Source organism: Pseudomonas sp. NFR16 (assembly GCF_900108875.1).
Classification (GTDB): domain Bacteria; phylum Pseudomonadota; class Gammaproteobacteria; order Pseudomonadales; family Pseudomonadaceae; genus Aquipseudomonas.
The window spans coordinates 85,369-103,920 of the sequence record NZ_FNYJ01000002.1; the positions used below are offsets into that span (position 1 = coordinate 85,369).

At 60.5% G+C, this 18,552-nt stretch carries 16 protein-coding genes; 8 read left to right on the forward strand and 8 right to left on the reverse strand.

The annotated features are described in order from the left end of the window. Positions 1 to 26: 26 nt before the first annotated feature. From BMZ10_RS09055 to BMZ10_RS09065, 3 genes are read right to left on the reverse strand one after another with little or no spacing between them, the layout of a single operon-like run. A complete protein-coding gene (locus BMZ10_RS09055; RefSeq protein WP_093460387.1) occupies positions 27 to 893 on the reverse strand; it encodes a carbohydrate ABC transporter permease in 867 nt (288 codons plus the stop codon). Beyond that, positions 886 to 2,016 carry an ABC transporter ATP-binding protein gene (locus BMZ10_RS09060; RefSeq protein WP_093460391.1) on the reverse strand — a complete coding sequence of 377 codons (1,131 nt, stop codon included), beginning with the start codon at positions 2,014 to 2,016 and terminating at the stop codon, positions 886 to 888. Before BMZ10_RS09060 ends, BMZ10_RS09055 begins: the two co-directional genes overlap by 8 nt. Next, complete coding sequence (locus BMZ10_RS09065) at positions 2,016 to 3,110, reverse strand: ABC transporter ATP-binding protein (RefSeq protein ID WP_093460394.1); 1,095 nt, start codon at positions 3,108 to 3,110, stop codon at positions 2,016 to 2,018. The genes BMZ10_RS09060 and BMZ10_RS09065 overlap by 1 nt, the downstream gene beginning before the upstream one ends. Before the next feature lie 344 nt (positions 3,111 to 3,454). On the opposite strand from BMZ10_RS09065, the gene BMZ10_RS09070 reads away from it, so the two are divergent. Beyond that, positions 3,455 to 5,296, forward strand: a complete 1,842-nt coding sequence (locus BMZ10_RS09070; RefSeq protein ID WP_093460397.1) for a sigma-54-dependent Fis family transcriptional regulator — start codon at positions 3,455 to 3,457, stop codon at positions 5,294 to 5,296. Positions 5,297 to 5,541: 245 nt separating this feature from the next. Here BMZ10_RS09070 and cysS read toward each other — a convergent pair whose 3' ends face one another. Together cysS and BMZ10_RS09080 are read right to left on the reverse strand one after the other, a co-directional pair. Next, positions 5,542 to 6,924 (reverse strand): cysteine--tRNA ligase, encoded by a 1,383-nt coding sequence (gene cysS / locus BMZ10_RS09075; RefSeq protein WP_093460400.1) that lies wholly within the window; start codon positions 6,922 to 6,924, stop codon positions 5,542 to 5,544. A gap of 24 nt (positions 6,925 to 6,948) precedes the next feature. Beyond that, the gene (locus BMZ10_RS09080) at positions 6,949 to 8,646 is read right to left on the reverse strand and encodes a glutamine--tRNA ligase/YqeY domain fusion protein (RefSeq protein WP_093460404.1); all 1,698 of its coding nucleotides are present in this window, start codon (positions 8,644 to 8,646) and stop codon (positions 6,949 to 6,951) included. 284 nt (positions 8,647 to 8,930) lie between these two features. On the opposite strand from BMZ10_RS09080, the gene BMZ10_RS09085 reads away from it, so the two are divergent. From BMZ10_RS09085 to BMZ10_RS09100, 4 genes are all read left to right on the forward strand, one after another. Beyond that, the gene (locus BMZ10_RS09085) at positions 8,931 to 9,434 is read left to right on the forward strand and encodes a peptidylprolyl isomerase (RefSeq protein WP_093460407.1); all 504 of its coding nucleotides are present in this window, start codon (positions 8,931 to 8,933) and stop codon (positions 9,432 to 9,434) included. Further along, the gene (lpxH, locus tag BMZ10_RS09090; RefSeq protein ID WP_093460410.1) at positions 9,431 to 10,183 is read left to right on the forward strand and encodes a UDP-2,3-diacylglucosamine diphosphatase; all 753 of its coding nucleotides are present in this window, start codon (positions 9,431 to 9,433) and stop codon (positions 10,181 to 10,183) included. The genes BMZ10_RS09085 and lpxH overlap by 4 nt, the downstream gene beginning before the upstream one ends. A gap of 190 nt (positions 10,184 to 10,373) precedes the next feature. Beyond that, a complete protein-coding gene (locus BMZ10_RS09095; RefSeq protein WP_093460413.1) occupies positions 10,374 to 10,577 on the forward strand; it encodes a hypothetical protein in 204 nt (67 codons plus the stop codon). 64 nt (positions 10,578 to 10,641) lie between these two features. After that, positions 10,642 to 11,052 (forward strand): PA2817 family protein, encoded by a 411-nt coding sequence (locus BMZ10_RS09100; RefSeq protein WP_093460416.1) that lies wholly within the window; start codon positions 10,642 to 10,644, stop codon positions 11,050 to 11,052. A gap of 45 nt (positions 11,053 to 11,097) precedes the next feature. On the opposite strand, the gene BMZ10_RS09105 is transcribed toward BMZ10_RS09100, so the two are convergent. Continuing rightward, a complete protein-coding gene (locus tag BMZ10_RS09105; protein WP_093460419.1) occupies positions 11,098 to 12,147 on the reverse strand; it encodes an ABC transporter substrate-binding protein in 1,050 nt (349 codons plus the stop codon). Positions 12,148 to 12,443: 296 nt separating this feature from the next. On the opposite strand from BMZ10_RS09105, the gene BMZ10_RS09110 reads away from it, so the two are divergent. Further along, the gene (locus BMZ10_RS09110; RefSeq protein WP_093460422.1) at positions 12,444 to 13,529 is read left to right on the forward strand and encodes an LLM class flavin-dependent oxidoreductase; all 1,086 of its coding nucleotides are present in this window, start codon (positions 12,444 to 12,446) and stop codon (positions 13,527 to 13,529) included. A 101-nt stretch (positions 13,530 to 13,630) separates the two neighbouring features. Here BMZ10_RS09110 and BMZ10_RS09115 read toward each other — a convergent pair whose 3' ends face one another. Further along, complete coding sequence (locus BMZ10_RS09115; RefSeq protein WP_093460425.1) at positions 13,631 to 14,431, reverse strand: class II aldolase/adducin family protein; 801 nt, start codon at positions 14,429 to 14,431, stop codon at positions 13,631 to 13,633. A 140-nt stretch (positions 14,432 to 14,571) separates the two neighbouring features. Beyond that, positions 14,572 to 15,477 (reverse strand): LysR family transcriptional regulator, encoded by a 906-nt coding sequence (locus BMZ10_RS09120; RefSeq protein ID WP_093460428.1) that lies wholly within the window; start codon positions 15,475 to 15,477, stop codon positions 14,572 to 14,574. Between the two features lie 201 nt (positions 15,478 to 15,678). Between BMZ10_RS09120 and BMZ10_RS09125 the strand changes: the two genes are divergently transcribed. Both BMZ10_RS09125 and BMZ10_RS09130 read left to right on the forward strand, forming a co-directional pair. After that, complete coding sequence (locus tag BMZ10_RS09125; protein ID WP_093460431.1) at positions 15,679 to 16,287, forward strand: cysteine dioxygenase family protein; 609 nt, start codon at positions 15,679 to 15,681, stop codon at positions 16,285 to 16,287. Then, on the forward strand, positions 16,284 to 17,864 hold the full coding sequence (locus tag BMZ10_RS09130) for a rhodanese-related sulfurtransferase (protein ID WP_093460434.1): 1,581 nt from the start codon (positions 16,284 to 16,286) through the stop codon (positions 17,862 to 17,864). The genes BMZ10_RS09125 and BMZ10_RS09130 overlap by 4 nt, the downstream gene beginning before the upstream one ends. Positions 17,865 to 18,552: the final 688 nt, after the last annotated feature.

Sequence of the window (18,552 nt, forward strand, 5' to 3'; positions counted from 1 at the left end):
TTTCGCGCTTGTTCACGGGCCGCTCCTCAGTTCTTTTCGCCGTGGGTCATGGCGGTGTAGAACACCCACGACACCAACAGAATGATCAGGAAATACACCAGCGAGAATGCCGCCGCCGGCCCCAGGTCGAACTGGCCCAGCGCCATGGTGGTCAGCGTCTGGCTGAGGAAAGTGGTCGAGTTGCCTGGCCCGCCCCCGGTCAGCACGAAAGGCTCGGTGTAGATCATGAAGCTGTCCATGAAGCGCAACATCACCGCGATCAGCAGCACGCTCTTCATCTTCGGCAACTGAATGTGTCGGAACACTGCCCAATTCGAAGCCCGATCGATACGCGCCGCCTGGTAGTACACGTCCGGAATGGCCCGCAGACCCGAGTAGCACAGCAGTGCCACCAGCGAGGTCCAGTGCCAGACGTCGATCACCAGCACCGTTACCCAGGCGTCCGACGCGTTGGCTGCATAGTTGTAGTTGATGTGCAGAATGTTGTTCAGAAACCAGCCCAGCAGACCGATGTCGCCACGGCCGAAGATCTGCCAGATGGTGCCGACCACGTTCCAGGGAATCAGCAGCGGGATGGTCATCACGATCAGGCACACCGACGACCAGCGGCCTTTGGTCGGCATGGTCAGGGCGATGGCGATGCCGAGCGGAATCTCGATCAGCAGCACACAGCCCGAATAGATGAACTGGCGCAGCAGCGAATCATGCAGACGCGGATCCTGCAGCACCTGCTTGAACCAGTCGGCGCCGACGAAATAGCGACTGGACTGATCGAAGATGTCCTGCACCGAATAGTTGACCACGGTCATCATCGGAATGATGGCGCTGAACGCCACCAGCAGGAATACCGGCAGTACCAGCCACCAGGCTTTGTTGTTCTGTACCTTACTCATGGGGCACCTCGCTGGCCTGCGCGTGAGTCGCGGCGACTTCCAGCAAAAATTCATCGGCGTAGAGCATCAGCCACTGCGCCGGGAAGCTGATCCAGGCCTGGCCTTGCGGCACCGGTTTGTCCTCCTGCAGACGCACCTTGAGTGACTGACCGGCCAGGTTGAGGGTGAGGATCTTGTAGGTCCCCAGGTCCTCGACGTAAGTCACGTCGGCGCACATCGCGTCATCGAACGGGCCGTCCCACACGTGGACGAACTCCGGACGAATGCCGACCTTGAGCGTGCTCCACCGGGTCGCCGCCAGCTTTTGCTGCAGCGCGTCGGGCAAGGGCAGATGGATGCCGCCAAAACCGACGCCGCCCGCCTCGGGCCTGACCTCGATGAGGTTCATGCCAGGGCTGCCGATGAAATAGCCCACGAAGGTGTGATGGGGTTTTTCGAACAGCTCGCGGGGGGTGCCGAACTGCACGATCTGGCCGCCGTACATCACAGCGATCTTGTCGGCGAACGTCGACGCCTCCAGCTGATCGTGGGTGACGTAGACCATGGTGATGTTGAACTGCTCGTGAATCTGCTTGAGCTTGCGCCGCAGCTTCCACTTCAGGTGCGGGTCGATCACGGTCAGCGGTTCGTCGAACAGAATCGCCGAGACGTCATCACGCACCAGACCGCGGCCCATCGACACCTTCTGCTTTTCGTCCGCAGTCAGGCCCTTGGCCTTTTTCTTCAACAGCGGTTGCAGATCGAGGACGTCGGCGATTTCCTGCACTTTGGCCTGAATTTTCGTTTCTGCCATGCCCTGATTGCGCAACGGGAATGCCAGATTGTCGAACACCGTCATGGTGTCGTAGACCACCGGAAACTGGAAAACCTGAGCAATGTTGCGCTGCTCCGGCGACATGTCGTTGACCACCGTGGAGTCGAACATCACTTTGCCTTCCGACGGGCTGAGCAGGCCGGAAATGATGTTGAGCAAAGTCGATTTGCCGCAACCGGACGGCCCGAGCAGTGCATACGCGCCGCCCTGCTCCCAGATGTGGGTCATCTCACGGATGGCGTAGTCTTCCGGGCCCGAAGGCGCAGCGCTGTAACTGTGCGCGAGTTGTTGCAAGCGGATCTCGGCCATCAGGCAACCCTCGCCATGCGCAGGCCCGGCGCCTGGATGAGGCCGCCCTGCTGATCGAAAACGAACAATTTGTGAGTCGGGATGTACACGCGAATCGGCGTGTCGACGTCATACTCGTGCACGCCCGGCAGATGCAGCACCAGCGAGAAGTGCTCGTTGCGCACGTGAAGAAAGGTTTCCGAGCCGCTGATTTCAGCCAGTTCGACCGTGACTGCCAGCTCCAGATCGTCATCGTTGGACGGCACCAGACTCAGATGGCTCGGGCGCACGCCGAAACGGTATTCACCGTCACCGATCTTGCGCAGGTCCACGTTGAGCGGGAAATGCACGAAGTTGGCGAAGCTGACTTCGTTACCGTCAATACGCCCCGGCATCAGGTTGATCGGCGGCTCGGAGAACAGTTCGGCAGCCAGTACGGTCTTGGGCTGGTGATAGACCTCGGGCGTCTTGCCGTGCTGGATGAGCCGACCTTCGTGGAGGATGGTCGTGGTCCCGCCCAGCGCCAGCGCTTCGTTGGGTTCCGTGGTGGCGTAGACGGCGATGGTGTTGCGGGTCTCGAACAGCTGACGCATTTCCTGGCGCAGCTCTTCGCGCAGCTTGTAATCGAGGTTGACCAGCGGCTCGTCGAACAGGATCAGTTCGGCGTCCTTGACCAGCGCGCGGGCCATTGCCGTGCGCTGTTGCTGACCGCCGGAGAGTTCGAGGGGGTAGCGCGCGAGGAATTTTTCAATGCGCAGCATCTTTGCGGTTTCGCGTACGCGGCTGTCGATTTCGTCCTTCGACATCTTCGCCTGACGCAACGGCGAGGCGATGTTGTCGAACACGGTCATGCTCGGGTAGTTGATGAACTGCTGATAAACCATCGAGACATTGCGATGACGCACCGCGACCTGGGTGACATCTTTGCCATTCATCAGTACTCGGCCGCTGTCTGGCTTGTCCAGACCGGCCATCAAGCGCATCAGGCTGGTTTTGCCTGATAAGGTGCGCCCCAGCAATACGTTGAATGAGCCGGGTTCGAAGCTCAGCGAGGCATCGTCGATCCAGATCTGACCGTCGACGGCTCGGCTGACGTGCTCAAGCGTGAGAGACATGGCGTGCCCTTTTTATTTGTCTTGTTCAGGGGTGTAGCTGGTTCGGCCGCTGGCCGGGTCGTGACATTCGTCGACCGCTTGTTGGATAGCGACAATCGTGCCAATCCAGGTTCGCAAACGCGCCAGACAGCGAAACCATCGATCTAGAGCCTTCGCCGCGCAAAACGCCCGATACCGGGATTCGTTGGTGAACATAAGTGAACAGAAAATACTGAACACTTGAACAAAATGAACATTGACTTTGAACAATCGTGAACAACAATGGAGGGACGTTTCGGGCACGGATGCTCGGCATGAACGCCGTATCCCAAAAACAATAAAAGTACTCGGACGGAGCCATCTACATGGCCACACCAGGCGCATCCCTCGCTCACGACACCATCATTCAGGACTCCTGGGCCCGCTGCCGTCAGTTCGGCCTCGACCATCAGTCCCGTCCCGCTTTCGGCGGCCTTGCACAGCATCAGGTTTCCCAGTTGCTGGAGCGTCATCACTCGCTGGTGCAGACCACTCATCAACAGGTGCTGCCGTTTTACGAGAACATCCTCAGCAACTCCAATTGCCTGATTCTGCTGGCAGACCAGCAAGGCCAGGTGCTCAATTCGTGGGGCACCAAGCGTTTCGTCGAGGCCGACCAACAAATGGGCTTCGTCGCAGGCGCCAGCTGGCTGGAACAGGGCGTGGGCACCAATGCGATCGGCACCGCGCTGGCGTGTGAGCAGGCCGTTCACATTGAACACGATGAACACTTCCTCAAGGCCAACCGCTTCATGACCGGTTCCGCCGCGCCGATCTTCGATGCTTCACGGCGGATGATCGCCGTGCTCGATGTGTCCAGCGACAGCTTCCTGCCGCCGTCCCATACGCTGGGGATGGTGAAGATGATGAGCCAGACCATCGAAAACCGGCTGATCCTCGATCAGTTTCAGCACAGCCATTTTCAGCTGACGTTCAACACCGGCCTGAACAACCTGGACAGCCAGTGGGCCGGGCTGCTGGTCTTCGACGAGACCGGCCGCATCCTGTGCGCCAACCGCCGGGCCGATACGCTGCTGGGCGTGAGCCTGTTGCAGGCCAACATCGAAAACCTGTTCAAGGCACCCATCACGCACTTGCTCGATCAGTCGGAAGGCCAGCCCTTCGCGCTGCAAGCGTCCGGGCACAACCGCTTTCACTGCCTGCTCAAGCGTCCGAAGGCCCCCGTGCTGAAACTTCGCCCGGTGCCGACCCCGAAAAAACCTGACGCTAAAGACGTCGGCACGCCCGGTTTCGGCGATGAGAAAGTGGCGAAGGCTGCGAGCCAGGCCCAGCGCCTGCTGGAAAAGAATGTCCCGCTGCTGATCTTGGGAGAGACCGGCGCAGGCAAGGAGGTGTTCGTCAAGGCGCTGCACCGCGCAAGCTCCCGGGCCGCTCAGCCGTTCATTGCCGTGAACTGCGCGGCGATCCCGTCGGAGCTGGTGGAAGCCGAGCTGTTTGGCTACGAAAAAGGCGCGTTCACCGGCGCGCACCATAAAGGCAGCATCGGTCTGATCCGCAAGGCGGACAAAGGTACGTTGTTTCTGGATGAAATCGGTGACATGCCCCTACCCGTGCAAGCACGTTTGCTGCGGGTGTTGCAGGAACGATGCGTGCAGCCGCTGGGCAGCAGCGAACTGTTCCCCGTGGACATCCGGATCATTTCCGCAACCCATTGCTCATTGCGCGAACAGGTACAGAGCGGGCGCTTCCGGCAGGATCTGTACTACCGCATCAGCGGGCTGAACCTGGAGTTGCCGCCCCTTCGCGAACGCACCGACAAGGTCGCGCTGGTGCAGGCAATCTGGGAGCAGCATCGCGAGCCTCAACAGACCGCGGGCTTTGAGCCGTCCGTGCTGGCGTTGTTTGAACGACACCCTTGGCCAGGCAATCTGCGCCAGTTGAGTAACGTGATCCAGGTCGCACTGGCGCTCGCTGACGATCAGCCGATTTCGACCGAGCATCTGCCAGAGGATTTCTTTGCTGATCTGGAGCTGGAAAGCGACAGCGACGAGGCGCAGACAGCCTTCAACCGCAAGGCCGTGCTGAACACGCCGGAGGAGTTGAGCGAGTTGTTGCAGGCCGCGGGCGGGAATATTTCGCAGCTGGCCAAGCGGCTGGGGGTGAGCCGGAATACGCTCTACAAGCGGCTTCGGGAGCAGGGATTCTGATTCGGGGGGCGCAGCGTTTCCTGATCGTTCATACGCTTGCCGTGGTACGCCACCTGGGCGTTCTGCGTCGAATGTGACGCGGAGCGTCAGAAGATGCATTCCCACGCGGAGCGTGGGAATGATCAACGCGAAGCGTGGGAATGAGCAGACCCGACGCGACCGCGGGCAAGCACACGCCTACAGTTGGCATGTGATACCTGTACGAGCGCGCTTGCCCGCGATGGCTTTATATCAGACCCTGAAGATCAATCCGCCAATCGCCAGGTCGTTGCGCCCTTCCCGTCTTCCAGCACCACGCCCATGGCGGTGAGCTGATCGCGGATGCGGTCGGATTCGGCCCAGTTCTTGTCGACACGAGCCTGCAGGCGCGCGGCGATCAAGGCTTCCACCTCGGCGGCATCGACGCGACCTTCCGCACCCGCACGCAGGAAGTCGTCGGCTTCGAGCTGCAACACGCCCAGCACGCTTGCCAGTTGCTTCAAGCGTGCCGCGAGACCTGCCGCCGCGTTGACATCACTGTCGCGCAGGCGGTTGATCTCGCGGACCATTTCGAACAGCACCGCACACGCTTCGGGCGTGCCGAAGTCATCGTCCATCGCCGCCGAGAAACGCTCCACAAAGGCTTCGCCGCCGGCAGGTTCGGCAGCCGGAAGACCCTTGAGTGCGTGGTAAAACCGCTCCAGCGCACCCTTGGATTCTTTTAGGCTGTCTTCGGAATAGTTGATCGCGCTGCGGTAATGGCTCGACACCAGCAGGTAGCGCACCACTTCCGGATGGTATTTATCCAGCACGTCGCGAATGGTGAAGAAATTGTTCAAGGACTTGGACATCTTCTCGCCATTGATGCGGATCATGCCGCAATGCATCCAGGCATTGGCGTAAGTCTTGCCGGTGGCCGCTTCGCTCTGGGCGATTTCGTTTTCGTGGTGCGGAAACTCCAGATCGCTGCCGCCGCCATGAATGTCGAACGTCTCACCCAGGCAGCAGGTGGACATCACCGAGCACTCGATGTGCCAGCCCGGACGGCCGGGGCCCCATGGCGATTCCCAGCTGGGCTCGCCCGGCTTGACGCCTTTCCACAGGACGAAATCCAGCGGGTCGTCTTTCGCTTCGTCGACTTCGATCCGCGCACCGATGCGCAGGTCTTCGATCTTCTTGCGCGACAGCTTGCCGTAACCGAGGAATTTTCCGACGCGGTAGTACACGTCGCCATTGCCCGGCGCGTAGGCGTAGCCCTTGTCGATCAGGCTCTGGATCATGTCGTGCATACCGCCGATGTAGTCGGTGGCACGCGGCTCCATGTCCGGCTTGAGGATATTCAGGCGCGCTTCGTCCTCGTGCATCGCATCGATCATGCGCGCGGTCAAGGCGTCGAACGCCTCGCCGTTGTCGCGGGCGCGATTGATGATCTTGTCGTCTATGTCAGTGATGTTGCGCACGTAAGTCAGGTCGTAACCGCTGAAACGCAGCCAGCGGGTCACCAGATCGAACGCCACCATGCTGCGACCGTGGCCCAGATGGCAGTAGTCGTAGACGGTCATGCCGCAGACGTACATGCGGACCTTGTTGCCATCCAGCGGCTTGAAGACTTCTTTGCTCTTGGTGAGCGTGTTGTAGATCGACAGCACGTTGTGCCCCTTACAAGTACAGCATCAGGTCCAGGAATCGCGCAGGGTCACTGTGCGATTGAATACCGGCTTGCCCGGTTTCGAGTCCTTGATGTCCGCGCAGAAATAACCTTCGCGTTCGAACTGGAAACGGTCTTCCGGCGCGGCTTCGCCCAGCGACGGCTCAGCCCGACAACCGGTCAGGACCTGCAGGGAATCCGGGTTGATGTTGTCCAGGAACGTCTGGCCGTCCTCAGCCTTTTCCGGGTTCGCGGAGCGGAACAGGCGATCGTACAGACGCACTTCGCACTCGATGCTTTCAGCGGCCGGGACCCAGTGGATCACGCCCTTGACCTTGCGACCTTCCGGGTTCTTGCCCAGCGTGTCCGGGTCATACGAGCAGCGCAGTTCGACGATGTTGCCGTCGACGTCCTTGATCGCTTCGTCAGCGCGGATCACATAGCTGCCACGCAGGCGCACTTCGCCATTGGGCTCCAGACGCTTGTAGCCTTTTGGCGGCTCTTCCATGAAGTCATCGCGGTCGATGTAGATTTCACGACCGAACGGCAGTTTGCGCACGCCCAGCTCTTCTTTCTGCGGATGACGTGGCAGTTCGAGGTGATCGACCTTGTCTTCCGGGTAGTTGGTGATCACGACCTTCAACGGACGCAGCACGCACATGGCGCGCGGAGCGTTGGCGTCCAGGTCCTGACGGATGCTGAATTCGAGCATGCCGAAGTCCACCACGCCGTCGGAACGGTTGGTGCCGATCATTTCGCAGAAATTGCGGATCGACGCCGGTGTGTAGCCGCGACGGCGGAAGCCCGACAGGGTCGACATGCGCGGGTCGTCCCAGCCGTTGACGTGTTTCTCGTCGACCAGTTGCTTGAGCTTGCGCTTGCTGGTGATGGTGTAGTTCAGGTTCAGGCGCGAGAATTCGTACTGACGCGGCTTGCACGGCACCGGCAGGTTGTCGAGGAACCAGTCGTACAGCGGACGATGGCTTTCGAATTCCAGGGTGCAGATCGAGTGAGTGATGCCCTCGATGGCGTCCGACTGACCATGGGTGAAGTCGTAGATCGGGTAGATGCACCACTTGTCACCGGTCTGGTGGTGGTGAGCATGGCGAATGCGATACAGGATCGGATCGCGCAGGTTCATGTTCGGCGAGGCCATGTCGATCTTGGCACGCAGCACGCGGGCGCCGTCTTCGAACTCACCGGCCTTCATGCGGGCGAACAGGTCCAGGTTTTCCTCGACGCTGCGCTCGCGGAACGGGCTGTTCTTGCCCGGCTCGGTCAGCGTGCCGCGGTACTCGCGGGCCTGCTCGGGCGTCAGGTCATCGACGTACGCCTTGCCAGCCTTGATCAGCTCGACAGCCCAGTCGTGCAATTGATCGAAATACTGGGAGGCGTAACGCACTTCGCCAGCCCACTCGAAACCCAGCCATTTGACGTCGCTCTCGATGGCGTCGATGTATTCCTGGTCTTCCTTGGCCGGGTTGGTGTCATCGAAGCGCAAATGCGTGACACCGCCGAACTCCTGAGCCAGACCGAAGTTCACGCAGATCGACTTGGCATGACCGATGTGCAGATACCCGTTGGGCTCAGGCGGAAAGCGGGTCACGATCTTGGTGTGCTTGCCCGAATCCAGGTCCGCCTGCACGATCGGGCGCAGGAAGTTGGTTGGAATTGCAGGGCCTGCCTTTGAATTCGCAGCGGCGTCTTGAGTGGGCTTGCTCATAGGATCCTTGAAAACCTAACTGTCTTGGCCAGGGTAGGCCGAATAAATCAAAGCGCTTATCATAGCCGAACCTGTCAAGAGCCTGACAGCATGCTGTGACAAAACTGCCGGGAGGGGCGCCCGGCCCGTGCGGGCCGCCGGACGCAATCGCGACTACCCGGCAAGCGGCTACCCTCTGTAAACTGCGCGCCTGAGTCGAATCGGCGGCACCTGCAACCACGCTCAAGTAGCCCGACGCCACGATCGACACGTCCACCACGAATCAGACAAGAGCGATTTCGAACATGTCCAAAGTCAGACTGACCACCAATAAGGGCGAGATCGTCCTGCAACTGAACGCTGAAAAAGCGCCGTTGACGGTCGCCAACTTCCTTGAGTACGTGAACGCCGGTCACTACACCAACACGGTCTTTCACCGCGTCATCGGTAACTTCATGATCCAGGGCGGTGGTTTCGAGCCCGGCATGAAAGAAAAGAAAGACAAGCGCCCGAGCATCCAGAACGAGGCCGACAACGGCCTGCCGAACAAGAAGTACTCGGTGGCCATGGCCCGCACCATGGAGCCACATTCGGCATCGGCGCAGTTCTTCATCAACGTCGCCGACAACAGTTTCCTCAACCACAGCGGCAAGACAGTTCAGGGCTGGGGCTATGCCGTCTTCGGCGAAGTGATCGAAGGCCAGGATGTCGTCGATGCCATCAAAGGTGTCGCTACCACATCCAAAGCGGGTCATCAGGACGTGCCGGCTGAGGACGTGATCATCGAGAAAGCCGAGACCGTTGAGTGATACTGCTGATCTCCGATCTGCATCTGGAAGAAGAACGCCCGGACATCACCCGGGCGTTTCTGGATCTGCTGGCTGATCGCGCGCGTGGCGCCGAGGCGCTTTATATCCTCGGCGACTTCTTCGAAGCCTGGATCGGCGACGACGCCATGTCACCCTTCCAGCGCTCGATCTGCGAAGCCTTGCGCGCCCTGAGCGACAGCGGCACGCAGGTGTTCCTGATGCACGGCAATCGCGATTTCATGATCGGCAAAGCATTTTGCAAGGCCGCCGGCTGCACGTTGCTGCCCGATCCCAGCGTGGTACAGTTGAACGGCGAGCCGGTGTTACTGATGCATGGCGACAGCCTGTGTACGCGCGATGAAGCGTACATGCGCATGCGCCGCTATCTGCGCAATCCGCTGACGCTGTGGATCCTGCGCCACCTGCCGCTCGCCACCCGCCACAAGCTGGCGCGCAAGCTGCGCAGCGAAAGCCGCGCGCAGACCCGCATGAAAGCCAATGACATCGTCGACGTGACGCCTGAAGAAGTCCCGCGAATCATGAGCGAATCCGGCGTGAAAACGTTGATTCACGGCCACACTCATCGCCCTGCCATTCACAAGCTGCAGATCGGTGACGAGACCGCCCAGCGCATCGTGCTCGGCGACTGGGATCGTGAAGGATGGGCGCTGCAAGTCGATGAGCAGGGCTTCCAGCTGACCTCGTTCGCCTTCGCGCCGCAACAGCCGCTGGCCTTGCCAGCAAGCTGATCAGCACCCCATCGCACCGCACTTCTGATCCGGCCTGCAGCCGGTCAGGCCGGTGGCTTGCTTGAACGCCGATGCCGATCGGTCAATTTGGCGATTAGCGGCACCTCAAAAAAGACGCTCTAGCCTGCACTTCACAAAGAATTGCCCTACACTCCCAGGTAACAACAAGAAAACACAAAGGGGACGCATCATGATCGATCAACGTATGACTCATCGCTGCATGCTCGCTGAAATCGCCTCGGGGGAGGACATTCAGAGCGGCAGACCGACCCAGACCCTGCAGACACTTCTGCTCGTCGGTTTTGTCACTCGGCAACCGAGCCGCGACCGGACCTTCGCCCACCTTGCCCTGACCGAAGCCGGTCATCGATATCTGGCCGGGTTGTGGCATTGAGATAGCGGCAGGCTCCTCAGGGATCTATACTCCCGCGCCTGTTTTTGTCTCTGAGGACCTCACCATGGCCGACGCCAATCTCGACCACACTCTGAACCTGCTGACGCACCTGCGCGGCATCCTGGTCGCGCTGGGAGAAGCCGAACAGGTTCCCGAGGAAAGTCATGCGCTGTTTCTGGAGCGCTATGACGAATTGATCAGCCTGCTGCCGCAAGAGCCGATCGAAAGCCAGTATCTGGGTCAGGACCTGCTCTGCCAGGTGATCCAGCGCTACCCGCAGATCGCGCATCTGGTGCCCCGCGACCTGCTTTGGTATTTCGGCGGCGACTGCCTGCATTTCATGCCTGACGAAGAAATCGACCTGTACACGGCCCTGGAAGAGCGTCGCTACGAGGCCGAGCAGAACGAAGAGCCGTTCGACTGGAATCAGGAAAAACAACTACTGGCGATGGGTCAGGACGCGCCGAAACACTGATCCGTAACGCCGGGAATACCGGCAGGATCGCGTTGACCTGAGAGGTCAACGCGATCCTGCTCCTTCCGCAACCTGCTTCAACAGCACCCCATGCGCACTCGGAAACACCTCTCGGTCCACCAGCTCGGACACCTGCACCGGCTTGGGGAACAGTTTCTTTTCGACGAACAGATCGTCCACGCCCTGCAGCGCGGTGATATCCGACTGTTCCAGCGGCAACAGTGATTCGATCCCCCAACTCTGCAGTCGTTGCGACACAGCCAACGGTACGTTGTTGGCCGTGGAAAAGACCTGGGCGTATTGCTCGGGATTGGCCTTGGCCCACTCGAATGCCTTGGCCAGGCGTTGCAACACATCGTTGAGCGCCTGACGCTTGACCTTATCGGCCAAAGCGGCGTCCGACGCGGTGATGAACGTCAGTCCGGTGTTGATCCCCTCTCCGCTCATCAAGAGCCGCGCACCGCTTTCCTCGGCGAACGCCTGATAAATGCCGAACGTCGCCCATGCATCGATCTTGCCGGCATGGAACGCCGACAGCGCGTCGGTGGGCATGACGAAACCGATGTTCACGTCCGATTCCTTGACCCCGGCATTTTCCAGCGCGCGAATCAGCAGGTACTGGGAAATACTGCCTCGCGCAGACGAGATCGACACGCTACGGCCTTTTAGGTCCGCGATCGTTTTGATGTCTGAATCCTGCGGCACGAGGATGCCGATGCTGCGACCCTGTCCACGCCTGACCGCGACGATCCGCAACGGCGTGCCGCCCGTGGCCGCAGCCAGAACCGGCGTGTCGCCAGCCGGAGCCAGATCGACGGCGCCTGCGCGCAAGGCTTCGAACAAGGGCGCAGCGCCCTGAAAATTGGCCCATTCGATCTGGTACGGCGCTCCGTCAAAGGCCTTCGACGCTTCAACGATGGTGCGCAAGCCTTTGGCCTGATCGCCCAGGATCAGCTCGACCTTCGACCAGTCAGTGGCCTGTGCGGCGGAGGCCTGCCGTGGCCCGGGCTCGTCGCATCCGGCCAGCAGCGTGAGCGCGATAGAACACAGCACGGCGATGACGCGACGGGCTTGCCCCCTGTTGAAACGTCCCATGAATCGACTTCCTTGCAGACAGCGGAGAGGCAGGACTGGCGCAAGACGTCGCCAACCCTGTTGAGGAATGCCAGCGTAATGGCATAAGAAAGCCAAGTGAAATTCCTCTTGGAGATAAGCTAATGCTTAATTATTTTGATCTTATGACCAGTTTTAATGCGTTATTTTTATAATTAGCTTAGTGCCAAATCGAATTTCACACCGCTGCCTCATGCCCCTATGTTGCGTGGATGCTCACGCGCGAACGCCCGCGCGTGCGGCCATCAGTCAATCCAACACAGCACAAGGAATCGTTCATGAGCGTCGAATTCATTGGCTACATAGCCACTCAACCGGGATCGGAAATCCACCCCCGCAGTGGCGAGACGATTCAACCCGAATACGTGGAGAAGGTTGCGCGGGCCCACGAAGAAGCGGGATTCGATCGCGCACTGGTCGCCTATCACTCCAACAGCCCCGACAGCGCATTTGTCGCAGCGCATGCCGCGAGCGTGACGCGAAAACTGAAGTTTCTCATCGCTCACCGCCCCGGTTTCATTTCGCCCACCGTCGCTGCCCGGCAATTCGCCACGCTGGACGTGTTCAACAGCGGACGCATCGCGGTGCATATCATCACGGGCGGTGACGATCAGGAATTGCGCGCCGACGGCAGCTTTATCGGCAAGGATGAGCGCTATGCGCGTACCGACGAATACCTGAGCGTGGTGCGGCAGGAATGGACAGCGGAAAAGCCGTTTGACCACAAAGGCACTTATTATCAGTTCGAGGGTGCGCACTCGCTGGTCAAATCCCCGCAGAAGCCGCACATCCCGGTGTATTTCGGCGGCGCATCGCAAGCGGCGATCGAAGTCGCGGGCAAGCATGCCGATGTCTACGCGTTGTGGGGCGAAACGTACGAGCAAGTCAGAGACATCGTCAAACAGGTTCGCGCAGAGGCTGCCAAGCACGGCCGCACGGTACGTTTCAGCCTGTCACTGCGCCCCATTCTGGCTGACACCGAGGAAAAAGCCTGGGCCCGCGCCGACGGTATCCTCGAACGGGCGAAAGCCTTGGCTCAAGCGTCCGGTTTTCAACGCCGCGAGCCGGCCAACGAAGGATCGCGCCGGTTGCTGGACGCCGCCGCCAAAGGAGCGCGACTCGACAAGCGCCTGTGGACAGGAATCGCCGGACTGCTGGGCGCCAAAGGTAACTCCACCTCGCTGGTCGGGACGCCGGAACAGGTCGCCGAGGCGCTGCTCGATTACTACGACCTGGGCATCACGACGTTCCTGATCCGCGGCTTCGACCCGCTCGACGATGCCATCGACTACGGCAAGAAGCTCATTCCGCTGACCCGCGAACTGGTGGCCAGGCGTGACCGGGAGAACGAGAAGGTGGCTTGACCGCATTCACGCCCTCGCCTGACCCTGATCGTTTCTGGCGCCAACACATTCGCGAATTGGAAGGTCAGGCGATGGAGTTTTCGTCGCCTGCCCCGCCACGCTCACTCCTGGTACGCGGTGCCGTGCCGATCCAGCTCGCGGATCAAGGCATTCCAGTGGCGTGCCACGCCGGGGCCCGTGCCGCTTTTAAAGACTTTGGCTTGTTCTTCGACTTTCCTGACCACGTCTTCCGGCGGGAAAATCAGCTCGGCATTGCCGGCCGATTGGGCGGCAATCTGTATGTTGCAGGCGTATTCCAGGTTATGCAGCAGCTGAAACGCATGCTCCACACTCAGGCCTGCCGTGAGCAGACCGTGGTTGCGCAGAATCATAACGTTCTTGTCGCCCAGGTCGGCCACCAGGCGCTGGCGCTCGCCCAGATCTTGCGCAATGCCTTCGTAGCCGTGATACGCCACACGCCCCGAAAAACCGAGCGAGTGCTGCGAGATCAGTAACAGCCCGTCTTTCTGGGCAGACACCGCAACGCCATCCCGTGTGTGGGTGTGCAAGACCGCTTGCAGATCAGGACGCGCTGCGTGAATGGCACTGTGAATCACATAGCCTGCGTGGTTGATGCCCAGACCGGTCGGGTCATCGACGATGGTGCCGTCGATGTCCACCTTGACCAGATTGGAGGCTGTGATTTCGTCGAACAGCAGGCCGAATGCGTTGATCAGGAAATGCTCGTCCGGCCCCGGAACCCGCGCCGAAAAATGCGTATAGATGTGGTCGGTCCATCGTTTAAGCGCAGCGATGCGGTAGGCCGCGGCCAGCTTGACACGCACCTCCCACTCTTCGGCACTGACCCGGTCGCGCACATGGGTTGAACCGGTTTGGACGGGCAAACTACTGACGTTGCTCATGCATGACTCCCTGATGATCCGATACAGATGTATCAAAGGAGCCTAAGCGCTTGGAAAAATCTTTTAAAATCACATTTTAGTCTAAGCTAATTATCAATATTTTTTATTATGCGGCCAGTCCTTCACCCGTCTGCAGATTGTCACGCTGCGTTTTGCGATTGCTTCAGCGAGCCAGCCACCAGACTGCCGAACGAGGCGACCGGCCCTTGCAGGTTGCCCAGAAACCGGGGATACATCAGCCACAGATCCATGACCGGTTTGAAGTCCTTGAGCGGCAGGACCGCCAGCAGATCGCGATGGACGCTACGCTCCAGCAAGGGACGCGGCACCAGCCCCAGGCCCATGCCGTCGGCCACCAGCCCCAACTGCAATTCGGTGCCGAAGGTCTCCAGATTGACCTTCAGACTCAGCCCCTGATCGGTCAGGGTGCGTTGCAGGCCTGCGCGAAATCCGCAGCCATCGGGATTGAGTACCCAGCCCTGTTCGTAACAGTCGGCCAACTTGACCGGCTTCTTCGGCACGGCGCTCCTTTCGCAAACGACCACCAGCTCCATCTTGCCGATGGATTCGCCGATGATGCCCTCAGGGAAAATCTTGCCGGCCGGGAACAGCGCCGCAGCGGCGTCCAGCTCACCGTTCTCGATCTTGCCGATCAAATGGCTGCCCCAGCCGGTGACCACTTGCGCACGCAGGTCGGGAAATTGCCCACGCAGGTGTTTGAGGGCGTCAAGCAGCACCACGTCGCCGATGGTCTGCGGCACACCAAGACGCAACAGGCCGCTGGGCGGCGTGTCACTGGCCACCAGCTCACGCAATGAATCCATTTCCCGCAGGATCGCCAGACACTTCTGATACACCTGCGTGCCCATGGGGGTCGGCTTCAGCGGCTTGGTGTTGCGGTCGAACAGCTCGACGCCCAACGCTTGCTCGAAGTTCTGCACGCGACGGGTGATCGCAGGCTGGGTCAGGTCCAGCAACTCGGCGGCATGGCTGATCGACTGGCAGCGAATCACAGCCACGAAGGCATCGATATCATCAATTTTCATTCAGATCGCACATGGAAAAATAGGAAGGAGATAGGCAAAAAGCATAATTCCAATTGCGGCCTCTGGATAGTGCGGCCCGCCCTGAACACCCTGCCCAAGGGTTATCAAATGCCTTTTCGTTATAACCTAATCATCAATAATTAGCATATTAAGCACGCGGATTATGCTTATATTGATCATCCTCAACTGCCCGGAGCCGACATGACTCACCCTCGACACCCTGAACGACTCAGGGCCTTCATTGGCGCTCTGGCTGAATTGATCGATGGCAATCCCCGCGAGGGTGATCTGCTGCATCGCGGCGGCAAACTGCTCGGGCAACTGGTCAGCCACGACGACTGGCTGCCGGACGAGTTCGCCGTGCCTGACCCTGTGCGCTACCAACAATTTCTGCTGCACGCCGACTCGCGCCAACGTTTCTCCATCGTCAGTTTCGTCTGGGGACCGGGTCAAAGCACGCCGATTCACGACCATCGCGTCTGGGGCCTGATCGGTATGTTGCGCGGCGCCGAGTATTCTCAAGGATTCGCGCGCAGCGCCGATGGCCGGCTCGAACAGCAAGGGGCGCCGATCCGCCTTGAACCCGGCCACGTCGAAGCCCTCTCGCCTCGCAGCAATGACATTCATCAGGTGAGCAACGCGTTCGACGACCAGGTGTCCGTCAGCATCCACGTCTATGGCGCCAACATCGGCGCCGTGAAGCGTGCCGTCTACCAACCCGACGGCAGCGAAAAACTGTTTATTTCCGGCTATTCCAACGCCTATCTCCCGAACATCTGGGATCTGTCCAAAGAGAACCAAGCCCAATGACTCAAAGCACAAGATCGTTCAGCGACATCCGTAAAGCCCTGTTGGCGCGGGAGGAAGTCGCGCTGGTGGATGTGCGCGAGGAGGCGCCTTTCGCCGAATCTCACCCGCTGTTCGCCGCCAACATTCCCCTCTCCAAACTGGAACTGGAGGTCTTTTCCCGCATCCCACGTCGCGACACGGCCGTCACGCTCTATGACAATGGCGAAGGCCTGGCCGAGGTGGCGCTGGAGCGGCTGACATCGCTGGGCTACAGCAACGTGAAGCTGCTCGAAGGCGGACTGCAGGGCTGGGGCGACGCCGGCGGCGAGCTGTTCATCGACGTCAACGTGCCAAGCAAGGCGTTCGGCGAGCTGGTCGAGCATCACCGGCACACGCCGTCGCTGGCGGCCGAAGAAGTCAAACAGCTGCTCGATGCCAAGGCCGATGTGGTAGTGCTGGACGCGCGCCGGTTCGATGAATACCAGACCATGAGCATTCCCACCGGTGTCAGCGTGCCCGGCGCCGAACTGGTCCTGCGCGCGCGCGAGCTGGCGCCGGATCCCAAGACCCGGATCATCGTCAATTGCGCAGGTCGCACCCGCAGCATCATTGGCACCCAGTCGCTGGTCAACGCGGGCCTGCCCAACCCGATCTCGGCGCTGCGCAATGGCACCATCGGCTGGCTGCTGGCAGGCCAGACACTGGATCATGGCCAGTCGCGCCGCTTTCCCGAGGTCAAAGAGGCAACCCGGCAAACCGCGCGTTCCGATGCGCGTCATGTCGCCGACCGTGCCGGCGTCAAGCGCGCCAGACGCGCCGAACTGAAAGCCTGGCAGGCTGATACCGCGCGCACCACGTACCTGTTCGATGTGCGCACGCCGGAGGAATATGAAGCCGGTCACGTGCCGGGCGCGCGCTCGACACCGGGCGGGCAGCTGGTGCAGGAGACCGATCACTACGCCAGCGTGCGCGGCGCACGTATCGTGTTGGTGGATGACGACGGCGTGCGGGCGAACATGTCGGCCTCATGGCTGGCCCAACTGGGCTGGGAAGTGTTCGTGATCGATGACCTGCGAGCAGGCGACTTCAGCGAAAAAGGCGCCTGGAATGCGCCCGTCCCCACACCTTGGCAAGTGGAAGAAATCACCGCCGACACCCTGCGCCAATGGCAGCAGCATGCCGGTGTGGCCGTGCTCGACTTCACCGCCAGCGCCAACTACGTGAAGCAGCACATCCCCGGCGCCTGGTGGACCTTGCGCGCCGACCTGTCCAATGCCCTGCGTAAAATTCCTGCGGCCGAGCGCTACGTCCTGACGTGCGGGAGCAGCAAGCTGGCGCGTCTGGCGGTGCCCGAAGTCGAGGCGCTGACGGGCAAGCCGGTATTTTTACTCAAGGACGGTACCGCCAGCTGGATGGCTGCCGGGTACGAGCTCGAACAAGGTGAAACCCATCTGGCCTCCCCGCGCATCGACCGCTATCGTCGGCCCTATGAAGGCACTGAGGCACCCCGCGAAGCCATGCAGGCGTATCTGGACTGGGAGTTCGGTCTGGTCGAGCAGTTGGGTCGAGACGGCACACACGGTTTCCACGTGATCTGACGCTCTGAGCAGAAGGCTGCATGAGCGCCTGCCGCGATGTAAGGCTCACTCCCACAGAGATCTCCGGGTATTCCCGAACGCTCCGGCCACGCCCAACTCCTGTAGGAGCGCGCTTGCCCGCGAAGACTGGTTTCCAGCCGAAGCATCTCCGGCGGGCACACCGGCCAATCGCGGGCAAGCGCGCTCCTACGGGGGTACTCGGGGCTGACGGGTATCGAGCCAGGGCACAAACCTGTGGGGCAAGCTTGCTCATGAACGCTGACTTCCAGACGCTACATCTCTACAGCATGCACCGACCTCTTCCCGGCTGAAGCCGGTCCTACAGACGCTGCGAGCTTTTCGTAGGACCGGCTTCAGCCGGGAAGCGTCGGGCGTCACGCCATTGATCGAGGGGCTGTTAAAGACAGTTGGTTCACTCCCACAGAGATCTCCGGGTATTCCCGAACGCTCCGGGCACGCTCCACTCCCGTAGGAGCGCGCTTGCCCGCGAAGACTGGTTTACAGCCGAAGCATGTCCGGCGGACACACCGGCCAATCGCGGGCAAGCGCGCTCCTACGGGGGTACTCGGGGCTGACGGGGTATCGAGCCAGGCCACAAACCTGTGGGGCAAGCTTGCTCATGAACGCTGACTTCCAGACGCTACATCTCTACAGCATGCACCGACCTCTTCCCGGCTGAAGCTGGCCC